13 protein-coding genes are annotated in these 12,854 nt (G+C 65.9%); 8 read left to right on the forward strand and 5 right to left on the reverse strand.

Going from position 1 to position 12,854, the window contains the following annotated elements; translation table 11 throughout:
* Nucleotides 1-6: 6 nt before the first annotated feature.
* From AC1RP5_RS00110 to AC1RP5_RS00120, 3 genes are all read left to right on the forward strand, one after another.
* Nucleotides 7-1,377 carry an esterase-like activity of phytase family protein gene (locus AC1RP5_RS00110; protein WP_493108524.1) on the forward strand — a complete coding sequence of 457 codons (1,371 nt, stop codon included), beginning with the start codon at nucleotides 7-9 and terminating at the stop codon, nucleotides 1,375-1,377.
* Between the two features lie 91 nt (nucleotides 1,378-1,468).
* Nucleotides 1,469-3,247, forward strand: coding sequence for a DUF4153 domain-containing protein (locus tag AC1RP5_RS00115; RefSeq protein WP_493108525.1), 1,779 nt, complete (start codon nucleotides 1,469-1,471; stop codon nucleotides 3,245-3,247).
* A gap of 13 nt (nucleotides 3,248-3,260) precedes the next feature.
* Nucleotides 3,261-3,902 carry a glutathione S-transferase family protein gene (locus AC1RP5_RS00120; RefSeq protein WP_493108526.1) on the forward strand — a complete coding sequence of 214 codons (642 nt, stop codon included), beginning with the start codon at nucleotides 3,261-3,263 and terminating at the stop codon, nucleotides 3,900-3,902.
* A 9-nt stretch (nucleotides 3,903-3,911) separates the two neighbouring features.
* Here the strand turns inward: AC1RP5_RS00120 and AC1RP5_RS00125 are convergent, their stop codons facing one another.
* Nucleotides 3,912-4,535, reverse strand: a complete 624-nt coding sequence (locus AC1RP5_RS00125; protein WP_493108527.1) for an FMN-binding negative transcriptional regulator — start codon at nucleotides 4,533-4,535, stop codon at nucleotides 3,912-3,914.
* A gap of 67 nt (nucleotides 4,536-4,602) precedes the next feature.
* On the opposite strand from AC1RP5_RS00125, the gene AC1RP5_RS00130 reads away from it, so the two are divergent.
* The 3 genes from AC1RP5_RS00130 to AC1RP5_RS00140 are packed head-to-tail and all read left to right on the forward strand — an operon-like array spanning nucleotide 4,603 to nucleotide 7,408.
* The gene (locus tag AC1RP5_RS00130; protein ID WP_493108528.1) at nucleotides 4,603-5,280 is read left to right on the forward strand and encodes a dienelactone hydrolase family protein; all 678 of its coding nucleotides are present in this window, start codon (nucleotides 4,603-4,605) and stop codon (nucleotides 5,278-5,280) included.
* Between the two features lie 2 nt (nucleotides 5,281-5,282).
* The gene (locus AC1RP5_RS00135; RefSeq protein ID WP_493108529.1) at nucleotides 5,283-6,518 is read left to right on the forward strand and encodes a CaiB/BaiF CoA transferase family protein; all 1,236 of its coding nucleotides are present in this window, start codon (nucleotides 5,283-5,285) and stop codon (nucleotides 6,516-6,518) included.
* Nucleotides 6,515-7,408 (forward strand): HpcH/HpaI aldolase/citrate lyase family protein, encoded by an 894-nt coding sequence (locus AC1RP5_RS00140; protein WP_493108530.1) that lies wholly within the window; start codon nucleotides 6,515-6,517, stop codon nucleotides 7,406-7,408. The genes AC1RP5_RS00135 and AC1RP5_RS00140 overlap by 4 nt, the downstream gene beginning before the upstream one ends.
* A 39-nt stretch (nucleotides 7,409-7,447) precedes the next feature.
* Here the strand turns inward: AC1RP5_RS00140 and AC1RP5_RS00145 are convergent, their stop codons facing one another.
* The 3 genes from AC1RP5_RS00145 to petA are packed head-to-tail and all read right to left on the reverse strand — an operon-like array spanning nucleotide 7,448 to nucleotide 10,098.
* A complete protein-coding gene (locus tag AC1RP5_RS00145) occupies nucleotides 7,448-8,248 on the reverse strand; it encodes a cytochrome c1 (RefSeq protein WP_493108531.1) in 801 nt (266 codons plus the stop codon).
* Nucleotides 8,249-8,253: 5 nt separating this feature from the next.
* Nucleotides 8,254-9,489 carry a cytochrome b gene (locus tag AC1RP5_RS00150; protein WP_493108532.1) on the reverse strand — a complete coding sequence of 412 codons (1,236 nt, stop codon included), beginning with the start codon at nucleotides 9,487-9,489 and terminating at the stop codon, nucleotides 8,254-8,256.
* A 42-nt stretch (nucleotides 9,490-9,531) separates the two neighbouring features.
* Nucleotides 9,532-10,098 carry a ubiquinol-cytochrome c reductase iron-sulfur subunit gene (gene petA, locus AC1RP5_RS00155; protein ID WP_493108533.1) on the reverse strand — a complete coding sequence of 189 codons (567 nt, stop codon included), beginning with the start codon at nucleotides 10,096-10,098 and terminating at the stop codon, nucleotides 9,532-9,534.
* 147 nt (nucleotides 10,099-10,245) lie between these two features.
* On the opposite strand from petA, the gene AC1RP5_RS00160 reads away from it, so the two are divergent.
* On the forward strand, nucleotides 10,246-10,716 hold the full coding sequence (locus AC1RP5_RS00160) for a tRNA (cytidine(34)-2'-O)-methyltransferase (protein ID WP_493108534.1): 471 nt from the start codon (nucleotides 10,246-10,248) through the stop codon (nucleotides 10,714-10,716).
* Nucleotides 10,713-11,639 carry an oxygen-dependent coproporphyrinogen oxidase gene (gene hemF, locus AC1RP5_RS00165; protein ID WP_493108535.1) on the forward strand — a complete coding sequence of 309 codons (927 nt, stop codon included), beginning with the start codon at nucleotides 10,713-10,715 and terminating at the stop codon, nucleotides 11,637-11,639. Before AC1RP5_RS00160 ends, hemF begins: the two co-directional genes overlap by 4 nt.
* A 65-nt stretch (nucleotides 11,640-11,704) precedes the next feature.
* Here the strand turns inward: hemF and AC1RP5_RS00170 are convergent, their stop codons facing one another.
* Entirely contained in the window at nucleotides 11,705-12,853 is a 1,149-nt protein-coding gene (locus AC1RP5_RS00170; protein WP_493113258.1) for an AAA family ATPase, read from the reverse strand.
* Nucleotide 12,854 lies beyond the last annotated feature (1 nt).

The raw sequence follows: 12,854 nt of genomic DNA on the forward strand, positions 1-12,854 counted from the left end.
ACAGACATGAAAACACATCTGCTGCTTGCGACCTCTGCCGCTGCCCTGCTGCTGGCCGCGTTCCCCGCCTCTGCCCAGACCAAGTTTCCCGCCACCTTGGAAGGCCACGCGGTCCTGCCGGCCATGACCCTCGTGCCGGCCCCGGCCGACGCGCCGCAGGAGCTGCAGATTTCTGGCCGCTATGCCGGCCCGACCGGCCAGCGGGTCGACGCGCCCGAGAGCGTGCAGGCCTTCTCTGCCCTCTCCGATAAGGCCGCGCCGCGTCCCACCGGCCTCATGCTGCCGCTGAAGGGCCAGGCTGTGCAGGGCCTGTCCGGCATCAAGAACCTCAAGGACGGCACCTTCCTCACCATCACCGACAACGGCTTCGGGTCGAAGGCCAACTCGCCCGACTCGATGTTGATGTTCCACGTGCTGAAGCCCGACTGGAAGAGCGGCGCCGTCGAGCGCGTCTCGACCACCTTCCTCAGCGACCCGGATCGCAAGGTGCCGTTCCGCATCGTCAACGAGAACACGCCCAAGCGCTACCTGACCGGCGGCGACTTCGATCTCGAGTCGGTGCAGCCCGTCGGTGACTTCCTGTACTTCGGCGAGGAGTTCGGTCCGTTCCTGATCAAGACCGACAAGAGCGGCAAGGTCCTGCAGGTGTTCGAGACCAAGGTCGACGGCAAGGTCGTGCGCTCGCCCGATCATCCGTCGGTCACCATGCCGGGCGCGCCCGGTCCGGTGAAGTTCGAGGTCCGTCGCAGCAAGGGCTTCGAGGGCATGGCGCAGTCGCCCGACGGCAAGTTCCTCTATCCGTTGCTCGAAGGCCCGCTGGTCACCGAGTCCGGCGAGATGGAAGCCAAGGACGGCAAGCGCTACCTGCGCATTCTCGAGTTCGACGTGGCCAAGGGCGAGTACACGGGCAAGAGCTTCAAGTACACGCTCGAGGCGCCCGGCAACGCCATCGGCGACTTCAACATGATCGACGCCACCAGCGGCCTGATCATCGAGCGCGACGACACCGAGGGCGACGTGGCCCAGGCCTGCGCCGAGGGTGCGCCGAAGCCCGATTGCTTCAACGTGCCGGCCAAGTTCAAGCGCATCTACAAGATCGACCTCGCCCAGGCCGATGCCGACGGCTTCGTGAAGAAGGTCGGCTACATCGACCTGATGGACATCCAGGACCCGAACAAGGTCGCGCGCCAGGGCGGCAAGGACGGCAAGCTCACCTTCCCGTTCTTCACCATCGAGAATGTCGACCTGATCGACGCCGACCACATCATCGTCGGCAACGACAACAACCTGCCCTTCTCGTCGGGCCGCGCGCTCGGCAAGTCGGACGACAACGAGCTGATCCTGCTCAAGGTCACCGACCTCCTGAAGGCGAAGTAGTCCAAAGGGACAATGCACGCCCAAATTGCGTGCTAGGCTGCCGGTTCAGCGGACCCCACAAGGGGGTCCGCCTAGCCGGCAGGACAATCGAGTGCCCCTTCAAACCGCGTCGACGCAGACCATCGGGTTTCTTCGGATCACCATTGGCCTGCTGCAGGGGCTGGCGCTCTATCTCATCAATGAAGCGCTCCGGTCGTCGCATTGGCTCGCGGCCGACAAGGACCTTCTGAAGGCGGCGACAGCGGTCGTCGTGTTCGTTCCGACGATCGCCATCGTGAGCCTGGGCAACCTGCAGCGGCGCAGCCTGGTCGCCTGGTGTCTCGCAGCGACCTTGTTGTGCGCGTCTCTCGGCTTCTACGCCTCCTATCGCAATCCATATCCCGCGCCCAATTTCCTGTTCTCGTTCCTCCATGAAACGGCGGGCCTTGGCGGCCTGGCCGGCCTGCTTTTCGTCCTGCAGGCCCTGATTGCCTCGGGCGACAACGACCGCAAGCCGATCGCGTCCTTTGCCACCTATTTCGACACGACCTGGAAGCTGGGCGCCCAGATCGTGCTGGCGTCGCTCTTCGTCGGCGTGTTCTGGGCCGTGCTGTGGTTGGGCGCCGCGCTGTTCGAACAGATCAATCTCACCTTCTTCTCCGAATTGCTGCAACGTGCCTGGTTCGGCATACCCGCCACGACTGTGGCGGCCGGCGCCTCCCTTCACCTGACGGATGCGCGTGCGAGCCTCGTGCGCGGCGCCCGAACCCTGACCTTGAGCATGCTGTCGTGGCTGCTGCCGATCCTGACCCTGATCGCCATCGGCTTCCTGTGCGCGCTGCCCTTCACCGGCCTGCAGCCCTTGTGGAACACGCGACACGCCACGCTCAGCCTGATCGCGGCCTCGATCTTCCTGATCGTGCTGATCAACAGCCACTACCAGGATGGAGGCCCCGGCACCGACAGCCCCCGCGTGCTGGCCTATTCGAGAACCCTGGCCGCCGTCGTATTGATGCCGCTGACCGTCATTGCGGTGATCGGCTTGAACCTGCGCGTCCAGCAATACGGCTGGACCCCGAGCCGCGTGACGGCCACGGCGGCGCTGGTTGCCATCGCCTGCCACGCCGTGGGCTACACGATGGCGGCGCTTCGAAGCGGCCCGCGCCTCACCCTGCTGCCCGCGACCAACATCATGTCGGCCTTCGTCATGGTGGCGATAATGCTCGCGTTGCTGTCACCGCTCGGCGATCCGGCGCGGATTTCGGTGTCGAGTCAGGTGGCCCGCCTCGAGGCCGGCCTCGTGCCCGTCGGCAAGTTCGACTTCAATTTCCTGCGCTTCGATAGCGTCAGATACGGTCGGACGGCCCTGGAGAGGCTGAAAGAGAAGACCGAGGGCACGAATGCCCGCGAGATCGCGGCCAAAGCCGACGAAGCGCTCAAAACCGAAAACCGTTACGCATCGAGGCCAAGGACGGACGCGACCCCGGCCAGCCGCGTCGCCGACATTCAGGTCGTCCTGCCCGCCGGCGCCACACTGCCGCAGGCCTTCGTCGACAAGGACTGGAGCACCACGCCGCCGGCAACGCCCGTGCCAGCCTGCCTGCGCGAAGCCGAATCCCGGCAACGGTGCCAGGCGATGATCGTCGATCTCGACGACGACGGCCGGCCGGAGATCGTCATCATCGATGGCGTGCAGGTGGTGGTCTTCGCGACCGCCGCGGACGGTCAATGGGCCAACATCGGCCGCTATCAGGGGAACATCTATTGTTCAGGCGCCACGGGCGCGCTCCGGGCGGGCAACGTGCAGTTCGTCCCACCCAAGTTCAAATCGATCGATGCCGATGGCCAGATTCTGACCTACGTGCCACCCTGCGCGCCTGCCCGGCGTTGAGAGGTATCGCGAGATGACCATCACGATCACGGCCTTCGAGCGCTCGCCCGACGGCGGCCAGGGACTGGCGCGGGACACGCGCGTCCGCTGGGCGCTGGAGGAAGTGCGCCAGCCCTACGAGGTCCGGCTCGTTTCCTTCAAGGCGATGAAGGAACCTGCGCATCTGGCGCGGCACCCGTTCGGCCAGATCCCGACCTATGAGGAGGGCGATCTCGCCCTGTTCGAGACCGGGGCGATCGTCTTCCATATCGCGGAGTGCCATGCCGGCCTGCTGCCGGACGGCGCGACGGCGAGGGCGCGCGCGATCTCCTGGATGTTCGCCGCGCTCAACACGGTCGAACCGCCGATCCTCGAACTGCAGACCGCGAGAATCCTGGAAAACGACAAGCCCTGGACGCCTGAGCGCCTGCCGCTGGTTAAGGACCGCATCCGCGTCCGGCTGAAGCAGCTCGCCGCGCGCCTGGGCAGTGCCGACTGGCTCGACGGCGGCTTCAGCGCGGCCGACCTGATGATGGTGTCGGTGCTGCTGCGGCTGCGCCCGTCTGGCCTTTTAGACGAATTCCCGACCCTGGCCGCCTATGTCGCCCGCGGCGAGGCGCGGCCTGCCTACAAGCGCGCCTTCGCCGACCAGCTGGCGATCAACGCACCCCGCTGACAAACCCCCTCAGGGCAGGACGCGCTTCATCCAGTTGGCGGTCGCCTGCGCGTCCTGATTGTCGCTTTCTTCCAGCTTCGCGATCACGCGGGTCCGGTCCTCGAGGTCACGATTCTGGCTGAGCTTGATCTTGGTCTCGAGCCGGGTGAGCGGCATGCGGAAGGCGACGATGCCGCGTGTCTGGGCCTCGGCATTGCCCGGCGGCAATTTGTCGAGGTTCCAGGACGAGGGATCGACGCCCTCATAGACCGTCGAAAGCTTCGTCAGCACGTCGAGTGCACCCTGCGTGTCGGCGATGACCTGCGGCCGGCCGTAGGCATGCACCGTGACGTAGTTCCAGGTCGGCACCTTCGGTCCGGGCGCATACCAGGTGGGCGAGACATAGGCGTGCGGGCCCCAGAACAGCGCCAGCGACTCGGCCGGGCGCTCGAACAGCTTCCAGTGCGGGTTGGCGCGCGCCAGGTGGCCGACCAGCGAGCCATGCTCGCTGCCGTCGTCCTGCCAGAGCAGCGACAGGTGGGTGGCGAAAGGCGCGCCGGCCTCGTCGGTCGTCATCAGCAGCGCCCAGCTATGGGCCTGCATGACCTCCCGTCCGACCGCTTCATCGCCTGCGAAATGCTTAGGGATATACATGGCTTGGATTCCTTGAACGGCGCGGGCTTACCATGGTCCAATACTGGCCACAGAGGGAGGAATATTCATGGGCGAAGATATCCGTCTTAAGTCTGCCGCCGGCGAGATCGGCGCGTACCTGGCCACCCCGAAGGGCACGCCCAAGGGCGGCATCGTGGTCATCCAGGAGATCTTTGGTGTGAACCATCACATCCGGGCGGTAACCGACAAATTCGCAGCCGAAGGCTATCTCGCCCTCGCGCCGTGCTTCTTCGACCATATCAAGCCCGGCATCGAGCTGGGTTACACGCCCGACTCCATCGCCGAGGGCCGCGGCTACGTCATGACGCCGGGCTTCACCGACAAGGCGGTGCAGGACGTTCAGGCGGCGATGGACGAGCTGAAGAAGCGGGGCGTGAAGAAGGTCGGCGTGACCGGCTACTGCTGGGGCGGCACGATCAGCTGGCTGGCCGCGACCCGGCTCAAGCCCGACGCGGTCTCGGCCTACTACGGTGGCGGCATCCATGGCGCCAAGAACGAGAAGCCGACCGTGCCGACGCAGCTGCATTTCGGCGACAAGGACATGCACATCCCGATGGCGCATGTGAACGAGCTGCGCGAGCTGCATCCCAACATCGAGATCTTCGACTATCCAGCCGACCACGGCTTCCATTGCGACGAGCGCGGAAGCTGGGACGCGGCCGCCTCGAAGAAGGCGATGGAGCGCACGATGAAGCTGTTCGACACGTTCGTGGGCAACGGCTGACCTTGGCCAAGAAACCCGCGAAGAAGGCCTTCACCCCCGGGGCGCGCGGCCCCCTGAATGGGGTCCGCGTCGTCGACCTGTCGCGACTGGTTGCCGGCAACGTGCTGACCCTGCAGCTCGCGGACTTCGGCGCCGAGGTCATCAAGATCGAGCCGCCCGAGGGCGACACCCTGCGCTCGTGGCGGGTAAAGGGCGTCGAGACCGCCTGGAAGGTCTATAGCCGCAACAAGAAGAGCGTCGCGCTCGACCTGCGTTCCGATGCCGGCCGCACCATCGTGCGCGAGCTGGCGAAGACCGCCGCCATCCTGGTCGAGAGCTTCCGGCCGGGCGTCATGGAAGACATGGGTCTGTCGCCCGACGAGCTGCACGCGATCAACCCGAAGCTGGTGATCGTGCGCATCTCGGGTTGGGGCCAGGACGGGCGCTATCGCCACAAGCCGGGCTTCGGCACGCTGATCGAAGGTTACAGCGGCTTCGCGTCGATGAACGGCTTCGCCGACCGCGAGCCGGTGCTGCCGCCGATGTATCTGGCCGACTGCATGGCCGCGCTGAACGGCTACGGTGCCGTCATGGTGGCGCTGCGCGAGGTCGAGATGAACGGCGGCAAGGGCCAGGTGCTCGACCTGCCGCTGTTCGATCCGCTCTACTCGATGCTGGGTCCGCAGGCCGCCAACTACAAGCTGACTGGCGAGGTGAAGATCCGCACCGGCAGCCGCTCGACCAACGCAGCACCGCGCAACGTCTACCAGACCAAGGACGGAAGCTGGGTCTGCCTCTCGGCCTCGACGCAGGGCATGGCGATGCGCGTGCTGACCAAGATCGGTCGCCCGGAGCTGACCGAGGATCCGCGCTTCTCGACCAACATCGAGCGGGTGCGCAACGGGCTCGAACTCGACCGGATCATCGGCGAGTTCATCGCCGCCCGCGATCTCGACGAGAACCTGCGTTACTTCGACGAAGCCGGCGTCACCATCGGCCCGGTCTACGACATCTCGCAGATCATCCAGGACGATTACGTGCTGGAGCGCGAATCGCTGATCGAGATCGACGACGAGGACATGGGCGAGCTGCCGACCCATCCGGTCGTGCCGCGCATGTCGGGCACACCGGGCGCGCTGAAGAGCGCCGCGCCCAAGGTCGGCGAGCACAACGAGGCGCTGCTGAAGCCGATGCTGGGCGCCGCCGAATACGACAAGCTCTGCGCCGCGGGCACCATTTCGAAGGGTAAGAAGAAGTGAAGCGTCCCGTTCCGCCCGTCTGGCGTTCGATCCTCTACGTTCCGGGCAACGTCCCGAAGTTCATCGACAAGGCGCACGAGCGCGGCGCCGACTGCGTGCTGGTCGATCTCGAGGACAGCGTGCAGCCCGCCCAGAAGCCCGAAGCACGGGCGATGCTGCCGGAGACCATGCAGAAGGTAGCGCGCGGCGGCGCCGATGTGGCCGTGCGCATCAACCGGCCGCTGCGGCTCGCCATTCCCGACATCGAGGCGGCGGTCCGTCCCGGCCTTTCGGCGCTGTTCGTCACCAAGACCGAGGGCGTGCAGCACCTGCGTCTGCTCGACGAGATGGTGACCGAGCTGGAGCGCGAGCGCGGCATGCCGGTCGGCAGCGTCGGCTTCTCCGCCATGATCGAGCATCCGCGCGCGCTGCCCGAGCTGAACGACATCGCGGAGCGCGGCCCGCGCGTCATCGCCATGATGCTGGGCGGCGAGGATTTTGCGCTGGAGACCGGCTCGGTGCCGGGCGACGAGACGCTCGAACTGCCCAAGCGCATGGTGGCGTTCGCGGCCCAGGCGCACGGCGTGTCGATGATCGGCATTCTAGGCACGGTCGCCGACTACTCAGATCCGACGGCTTACAGAAAGAGCGCCGAGCGGGCGCGCCGCTTCGGCTTCTCGGGCGGCACCTGCATCCATCCCGGGCTGGTGACCACGCTGAACGAAGCCTTCACGCCCAGCGCCGACGACGTCGCCTACGCGAAGAAGCTGATCGCGGCCGACGAAAAAGCCGCGGCTGAGGGCCGCGGCTCGTTCTCGGTCGATGGCAAGATGATCGACATTCCGGTGATCGATCGCGCCCGCCGCCTGCTGGAGCGGCACGAAGCGATCGAACGGCGCCTCAAGAGATAGTCGGTTGAACGACGAGCCTTGCGGCCCGTCGTCCGACAATCAGTGCTTCTTGTCGGCCCACACCATGCGCTTCACGGCGTACATCATGCCGGCCAGCGCGATCAGGAACAGGATGACCCGCACGCCGGTGCGCTTGCGGTCTTCCATGTGCGGCTCGGAGGCCCAGGCCAGGAACTCGACGACGTCGGCGGCTTCCTGGTCGAGCGTGGCCTTGGTGCCGTCGGCAAAGGTCACCTTGTCGTCGCTCAGCGGCGGCGCCATGGCGATCTTGTGGCCCGGGAAGTACTTGTTGAAGTTGTCGTCCTTCTTGACGTCGAACTCCTTGATCTGCTCCGGCGTCAGCTTGTCGTAGGGCACGTAGCCCGTGAGGATGCCGTAGATGTAGTCCGGGCCTTCCTCGCGCGCCTTGACGATGACGCTGAGGTCGGGCGGAGCCTTGCCGTTGTTGGCGGTGGCCGCGGCGGCCTCGTTGGGGAACGGCTTCTTGAAGCGATCGGACAGGCGCGCCGGCCGGTCGGCGACCGCACCCTCGTCGTTGAGATCGGAGACGGAGATGTCCTTGATCAGGCCCTTCACCTGGTTCTCGGTCAGGCCGAGCTCGGTCAGGTTGCGGTACGACATCAGCGACAGCGAATGGCAGGCCGCGCAGACTTCCTGATAGATCTGGAAGCCACGCTGGGCGGCCGCGCGGTCATAGGTGCCGAACGGGCCCTGGAAGTGCCAGTGCTTGTGCGGCGGATGCTCGGTCCCACCGGCCGCGATGGCGATGGTGCCGGTGGTCAGGGCCGCGAGCGCGATGGCGCCAGAGACCAGGAGATTGCGGGCGAACGGCTTGCGCATGGCTCTTAGACCGCCTTCTTCTTGAGCACCGAGTCGGCGATGCTGGGAGGCAATGGCAACGGCCGTTCGATCTTGCCCAGGATCGGCAGCAGCACGAGGAAGTGGGCGAAATAGTAGAGCGTCGCGAGCTGCGACAGCGGCACCCAGAAGCCTTCCGGCGGCTTGGAACCGCAGATGCCCAGGACGATCACGTCGACCACCAGGAACATCATGAACCACTTGTAGATCGGCCGGAACGTGCAGGACCGGACGCGCGAGGTGTCGAGCCACGGCAGGATGAACAGCACCGCGATGGCGCCGAACATCGCCAGCACGCCGCCCAGCTTGTCGGGGATGGCGCGCAGGATCGCGTAGAACGGCAGGAAGTACCATTCCGGCACGATGTGCGCGGGCGTGACCAGCGGATTGGCCGGGATGTAGTTGTCCGGATGGCCCATGTAGTCCGGCGCGAAGAAGACGAACGCGGCGTAGACGATCAGGAAGCAGACGACGCCGAAACCGTCCTTCATCGTGTAGTACGGATGGAACGGGACGGTGTCCTGCGGGCCCTTCGGATCGATGCCGGTCGGGTTGTTCGAGCCGTGGATGTGCAGCGCCACGACGTGCAGCGCGACCACGCCCACGATCACGAACGGCAGCAGGTAGTGCAGCGCGAAGAAGCGGTTGAGCGTCGGGTTGTCGACGGCGAAGCCGCCCCACAGCCAGGTGACGATCGATTCACCGACCAGCGGGATCGCGGAGAACAGGTTGGTGATGACGGTGGCGCCCCAGAAGCTCATCTGGCCCCACGGCAGCACGTAGCCCATGAAGGCCGTCGCCATCATCAGCAGGAAGATTACGACGCCCAGGATCCACAGCAGTTCGCGCGGCGCCTTGTAGGAGCCGTAATACATGCCGCGGAAGATGTGGACGTAGACGGCGATGAAGAAGAACGACGCGCCGTTCATGTGCAGGTCGCGGATCAGCCAGCCCTGCGGCACGTCGCGGTCGATGCGCTCGACCGAGTCGAAGGCCATCAGCACGTGCGGCGTGTAGTTGGTCGCGAGCACGATGCCGGTGGCGATCATGAGGACCAGCATCACCGTGGCGATCGCGCCGAAGTTCCAGAAGTAGTTGAAATTCCGTGGCGTCGGGAACGTGTGATATTCCTTCTCGATATACGAGAAGATCGGCAGGCGGTGATCGACCCAGGCGATCACCTTGTTATTGAAGACCGGCGGCGTGCCGTGTGACGAGGCCATTCTGGAACTCCAGCGAGATCTGAGGCGGACGACCTGGGTCGATCAGCCGATGCGAACGAGCGAGTCGGAAGTGAACAGGTAGTCCGGAATCACGAGATTCTTCGGCGCCGGTCCTTTGCGGATGCGGCCCGCCGTGTCGTAGCTCGAACCGTGGCAGGGGCAGAACCAGCCACCGAACTCGCCCTTGGGGTCGCCGGGCTTGTTGCCGAGCGGCACGCAGCCCAGATGGGTGCAGACGCCGATCATGATCAGCCATTCCGGGCGAACCTTCTTCGCGGTGTCGGTGACACGCGCGTTGTCGGTCTGCGGGTCCGGAAGCTGCGACATCGGCACAGCCTCGGCTTCCTTGATCTCGGCCTCGGTGCGGTGCCGGATGAACACCGGCTTGCCGCGCCACTTCACGGTGACGGCCTGGCCGACGGCGATCGGGGTGACGTTCACCTCGATGGTCGACAGAGCCAGCGTATCCGCGGCGGGATTGAGGTTATTGATGAACGGCCACGCAACGGCCGCAGCGCCGACGGCGCCAAGAGCGCCAGTCGCGACCATCAAAAAGTCGCGCCGAGTCGGTTCGCCGTGCCCATTGGCCGGAATACTTGAAGAAGCCATGATTACTCTCTTCCGTCCCCCCGAGGAGATGGCGGGTATATAGCCGGGAAAGCCCCTTTTGTTTCAAGGCTCTGTTGGTCGCAGGGCCGATGCGCGGCATTCTGTGACGGCGTGCCGCAGAAGGAGCGTTCCGCGACGCGGACGGGAATGGTGAAGTTCATGCGGTTGGCCCTTTTTGAGCCCGATATCCCTCAAAATCTAGGGGCATTTATCCGCCTGTCGGCTGGGTTGGGCGTCCCGCTGGACGTCATCGAGCCCTGTGGGTTCCCGGTGGACGACAAGCGGATCCGCCGGGCGGCCATGGATTACTACGATCTGGCCACTCTGGTCCGTCACGCGTCCTGGGCGGCTTTCTGCCGGGATCGGCCGCCGGGACGGCTGGTTCTGCTGACGACGCGCGGCGCCGAACGCCTTCCGGAAGCGGTTTTCCGGCCCGACGACACCCTCCTGATGGGCCGGGAAAGCGCCGGCGTGCCGGAAGAGGTCCATGCGGCGGCCGATCTCAGGGTGCGGATCCCGCTGCAGGCTGGGGCAAGGTCGCTCAATGTTGCCGTGGCGGCCGCGATGGTATTGAGCGAGGCCCTTCGCCAGACCTCGGGATTCGAAAAGCTCGCATGACCGCCAAATCCGCCCGCACCGCCACCGGCCCCAACGGGCCCTCGCCCCTGCCCGACGAGGCCACCATCGCCCGGCAGAAGAAGGAGGCGCAGACCTGGTTCGCGGGCCTGCGCGACCGCATCTGTGCCGAGTTCGAGAAGATCGAGGACGAGTTGCAGGGCACGCATTGCGACAAGCCGGCGGGCCGCTTCGAGCGCAAGACGTGGGAGCGCGAGAAGGGACCGAACGGCGAGGATCGCGGCGGCGGCACGATGGGCCTGATGCGCGGCCGCGTGTTTGAGAAGGTCGGCGTCAACATCTCGACCGTGTTCGGCGAGTTCAGCCCCGAGTTCCGCAATCAGATTCCCGGCGCCGCGCAGGACCCGCGCTTCTTCGCGGCCGGCATCTCGCTGGTGGCGCACATGCAGTCGCCCAAGGTGCCGGCGGTGCATATGAACACGCGCTACATCGTGACGACGCGCAGCTGGTTCGGCGGCGGCGCCGACCTGACGCCGATGGTGCCGCACGAGCCCGACACGCGCGACTTCCATGCAGCGCTGCGCGCCACCTGCGACGCGCACGATCCGGCCTACCATCCGAACTTCAAGGAATGGTGCGACGAGTATTTCTTCCTGCCGCATCGCAACGAGCCGCGCGGCGTCGGCGGCATCTTTTATGACTATCTCGACAGCGGCGACCATGCGCGCGACTTCACCTTCACGCGCGCCGTCGGCGAGACGTTTTTGGACATCTATCCGAAGCTGGTGCGGCGCCACATGAACGAGCCGTGGACCGAAGCCGACCGCGCCCATCAGCTCGCGCGCCGCGGCCGCTATGTCGAATTCAACCTGCTGCACGATCGCGGCACGCGGTTCGGACTCATGACCGGCGGCAATGTCGAAGCGATCCTGATGTCGCTGCCGCCCGAGGTGAAGTGGCCTTAGTCATGCGGACCGCGGGCCTCCGGCCCGCTCATGATGCGGGCCTGGAGGCCCGCGGTCCGAAGAGATTAACGACCCGGCCAGTTCCACATCGGCCGCTCCTCGCCCTCGGCGATCGTCTCGCCGAGTTCCTTGGCCAGGGTGATGCGCCGACCGCCGGCTTCGGTCAGCGCGGAGACCAGACGCTCGGCGTGCGAGACCACGATGACCTGCGATCGTTTCGCCGCGTTCGCGATCAGTCGGGCAAGCGGCGCCAAAAGATCGGGATGCAGGCTGGTCTCGGGCTCGTTCAGGATCATCAGCGACGGCGGGCGCGGCGACAGGAGAGCGGCGACCAGTAGGAGGTAGCGCAAGGTTCCGTCCGACAGTTCGGTGGCCTTCAGCGGACGCAGCAGCCCGTGCTGCAGCATCTCGACTTCGAAATAGCCGTCGCTCACCGCGACATCGACCGAGCCGCCGGGAAAGGCATCGGCGATGGCGGTTTCGAGTTCGCCCTCGATGCCAATCTCCTGGATGGTCGCGAGGGCGGCCGCGAGATCGGCGCCGTCGCCCGCGAGCACCGGCGTGCGCGTGCCGACCTGACGACGACGGGCCGGCGCATCGATATCGGTGCGGAAGTGATCGTAGAAGCGCCAGTCGCGCAGTTGTTCGCGCAACGACAGCAGCTCGGCGCCATCCTCGGGATTGGCACAATGGGTCAGCATGCTGTCGAACGGCTGGAGATGCGTATAAGCCTGCCGGCGCTGGCCCTTGCGGTCGCGTAGCGTCACCGACGGGCCCAGCCGTTCGGCAAAGGCATTGGCGCGCTGCAGGACCAGCCCGTTCCACAGCGTCTCGGTCTTGATCACCGGATCGCGACCGAACAGCCCGCCCGGGATCGGCAGGCCGAGATCGATCGCATAGCCGTAATCCTCCGAGGAGAAGCCGAGCTTCAGGCTGACCGGCCCCTTGCGCACCGTTCCCTGCACCGGCTGCTCGCCGCGCTTCATGCCGCGCGAGAACTGTTCAGGTCCGGCCCACAGCACGGAGGAGATGCCGCCTTCGAGCGCCAGCGACGGGATGATGCGACCCTGCGCGACATCGGCCAGCAGTCGCAGGGCGCGATAGAGGCTCGATTTACCGCTGCCGTTGGCGCCGGTCACGACAGTGAGCGGCTCGACTTCCAACCGGACGTCGCGCAACGAGCGATAGCCCGACACGCACAGCCGCGTGACGATG

The organism is Reyranella sp. GW821-FHT12G01 (assembly GCF_058806575.1).

Bases quoted from the DNA above. Each gene is read 5' to 3' on its own strand.
- AC1RP5_RS00160 (WP_493108534.1), top strand. From the start codon at position 10,246: ATGGTGAAGTTCATGCGGTTGGCCCTTTTTGAGCCCGATATCCCTCAA.
- AC1RP5_RS00110 (WP_493108524.1), top strand. From the start codon at position 7: ATGAAAACACATCTGCTGCTTGCGACCTCTGCCGCTGCCCTGCTGCTG.
- AC1RP5_RS00145 (WP_493108531.1), bottom strand. From the start codon at position 8,248: ATGCGCAAGCCGTTCGCCCGCAATCTCCTGGTCTCTGGCGCCATCGCG.
- hemF (WP_493108535.1), top strand. From the start codon at position 10,713: ATGACCGCCAAATCCGCCCGCACCGCCACCGGCCCCAACGGGCCCTCG.
- AC1RP5_RS00130 (WP_493108528.1), top strand. From the start codon at position 4,603: ATGGGCGAAGATATCCGTCTTAAGTCTGCCGCCGGCGAGATCGGCGCG.
- petA (WP_493108533.1), bottom strand. From the start codon at position 10,098: ATGGCTTCTTCAAGTATTCCGGCCAATGGGCACGGCGAACCGACTCGG.
- AC1RP5_RS00120 (WP_493108526.1), top strand. From the start codon at position 3,261: ATGACCATCACGATCACGGCCTTCGAGCGCTCGCCCGACGGCGGCCAG.
- AC1RP5_RS00125 (WP_493108527.1), bottom strand. From the start codon at position 4,535: ATGTATATCCCTAAGCATTTCGCAGGCGATGAAGCGGTCGGACGGGAG.
- AC1RP5_RS00150 (WP_493108532.1), bottom strand. From the start codon at position 9,489: ATGGCCTCGTCACACGGCACGCCGCCGGTCTTCAATAACAAGGTGATC.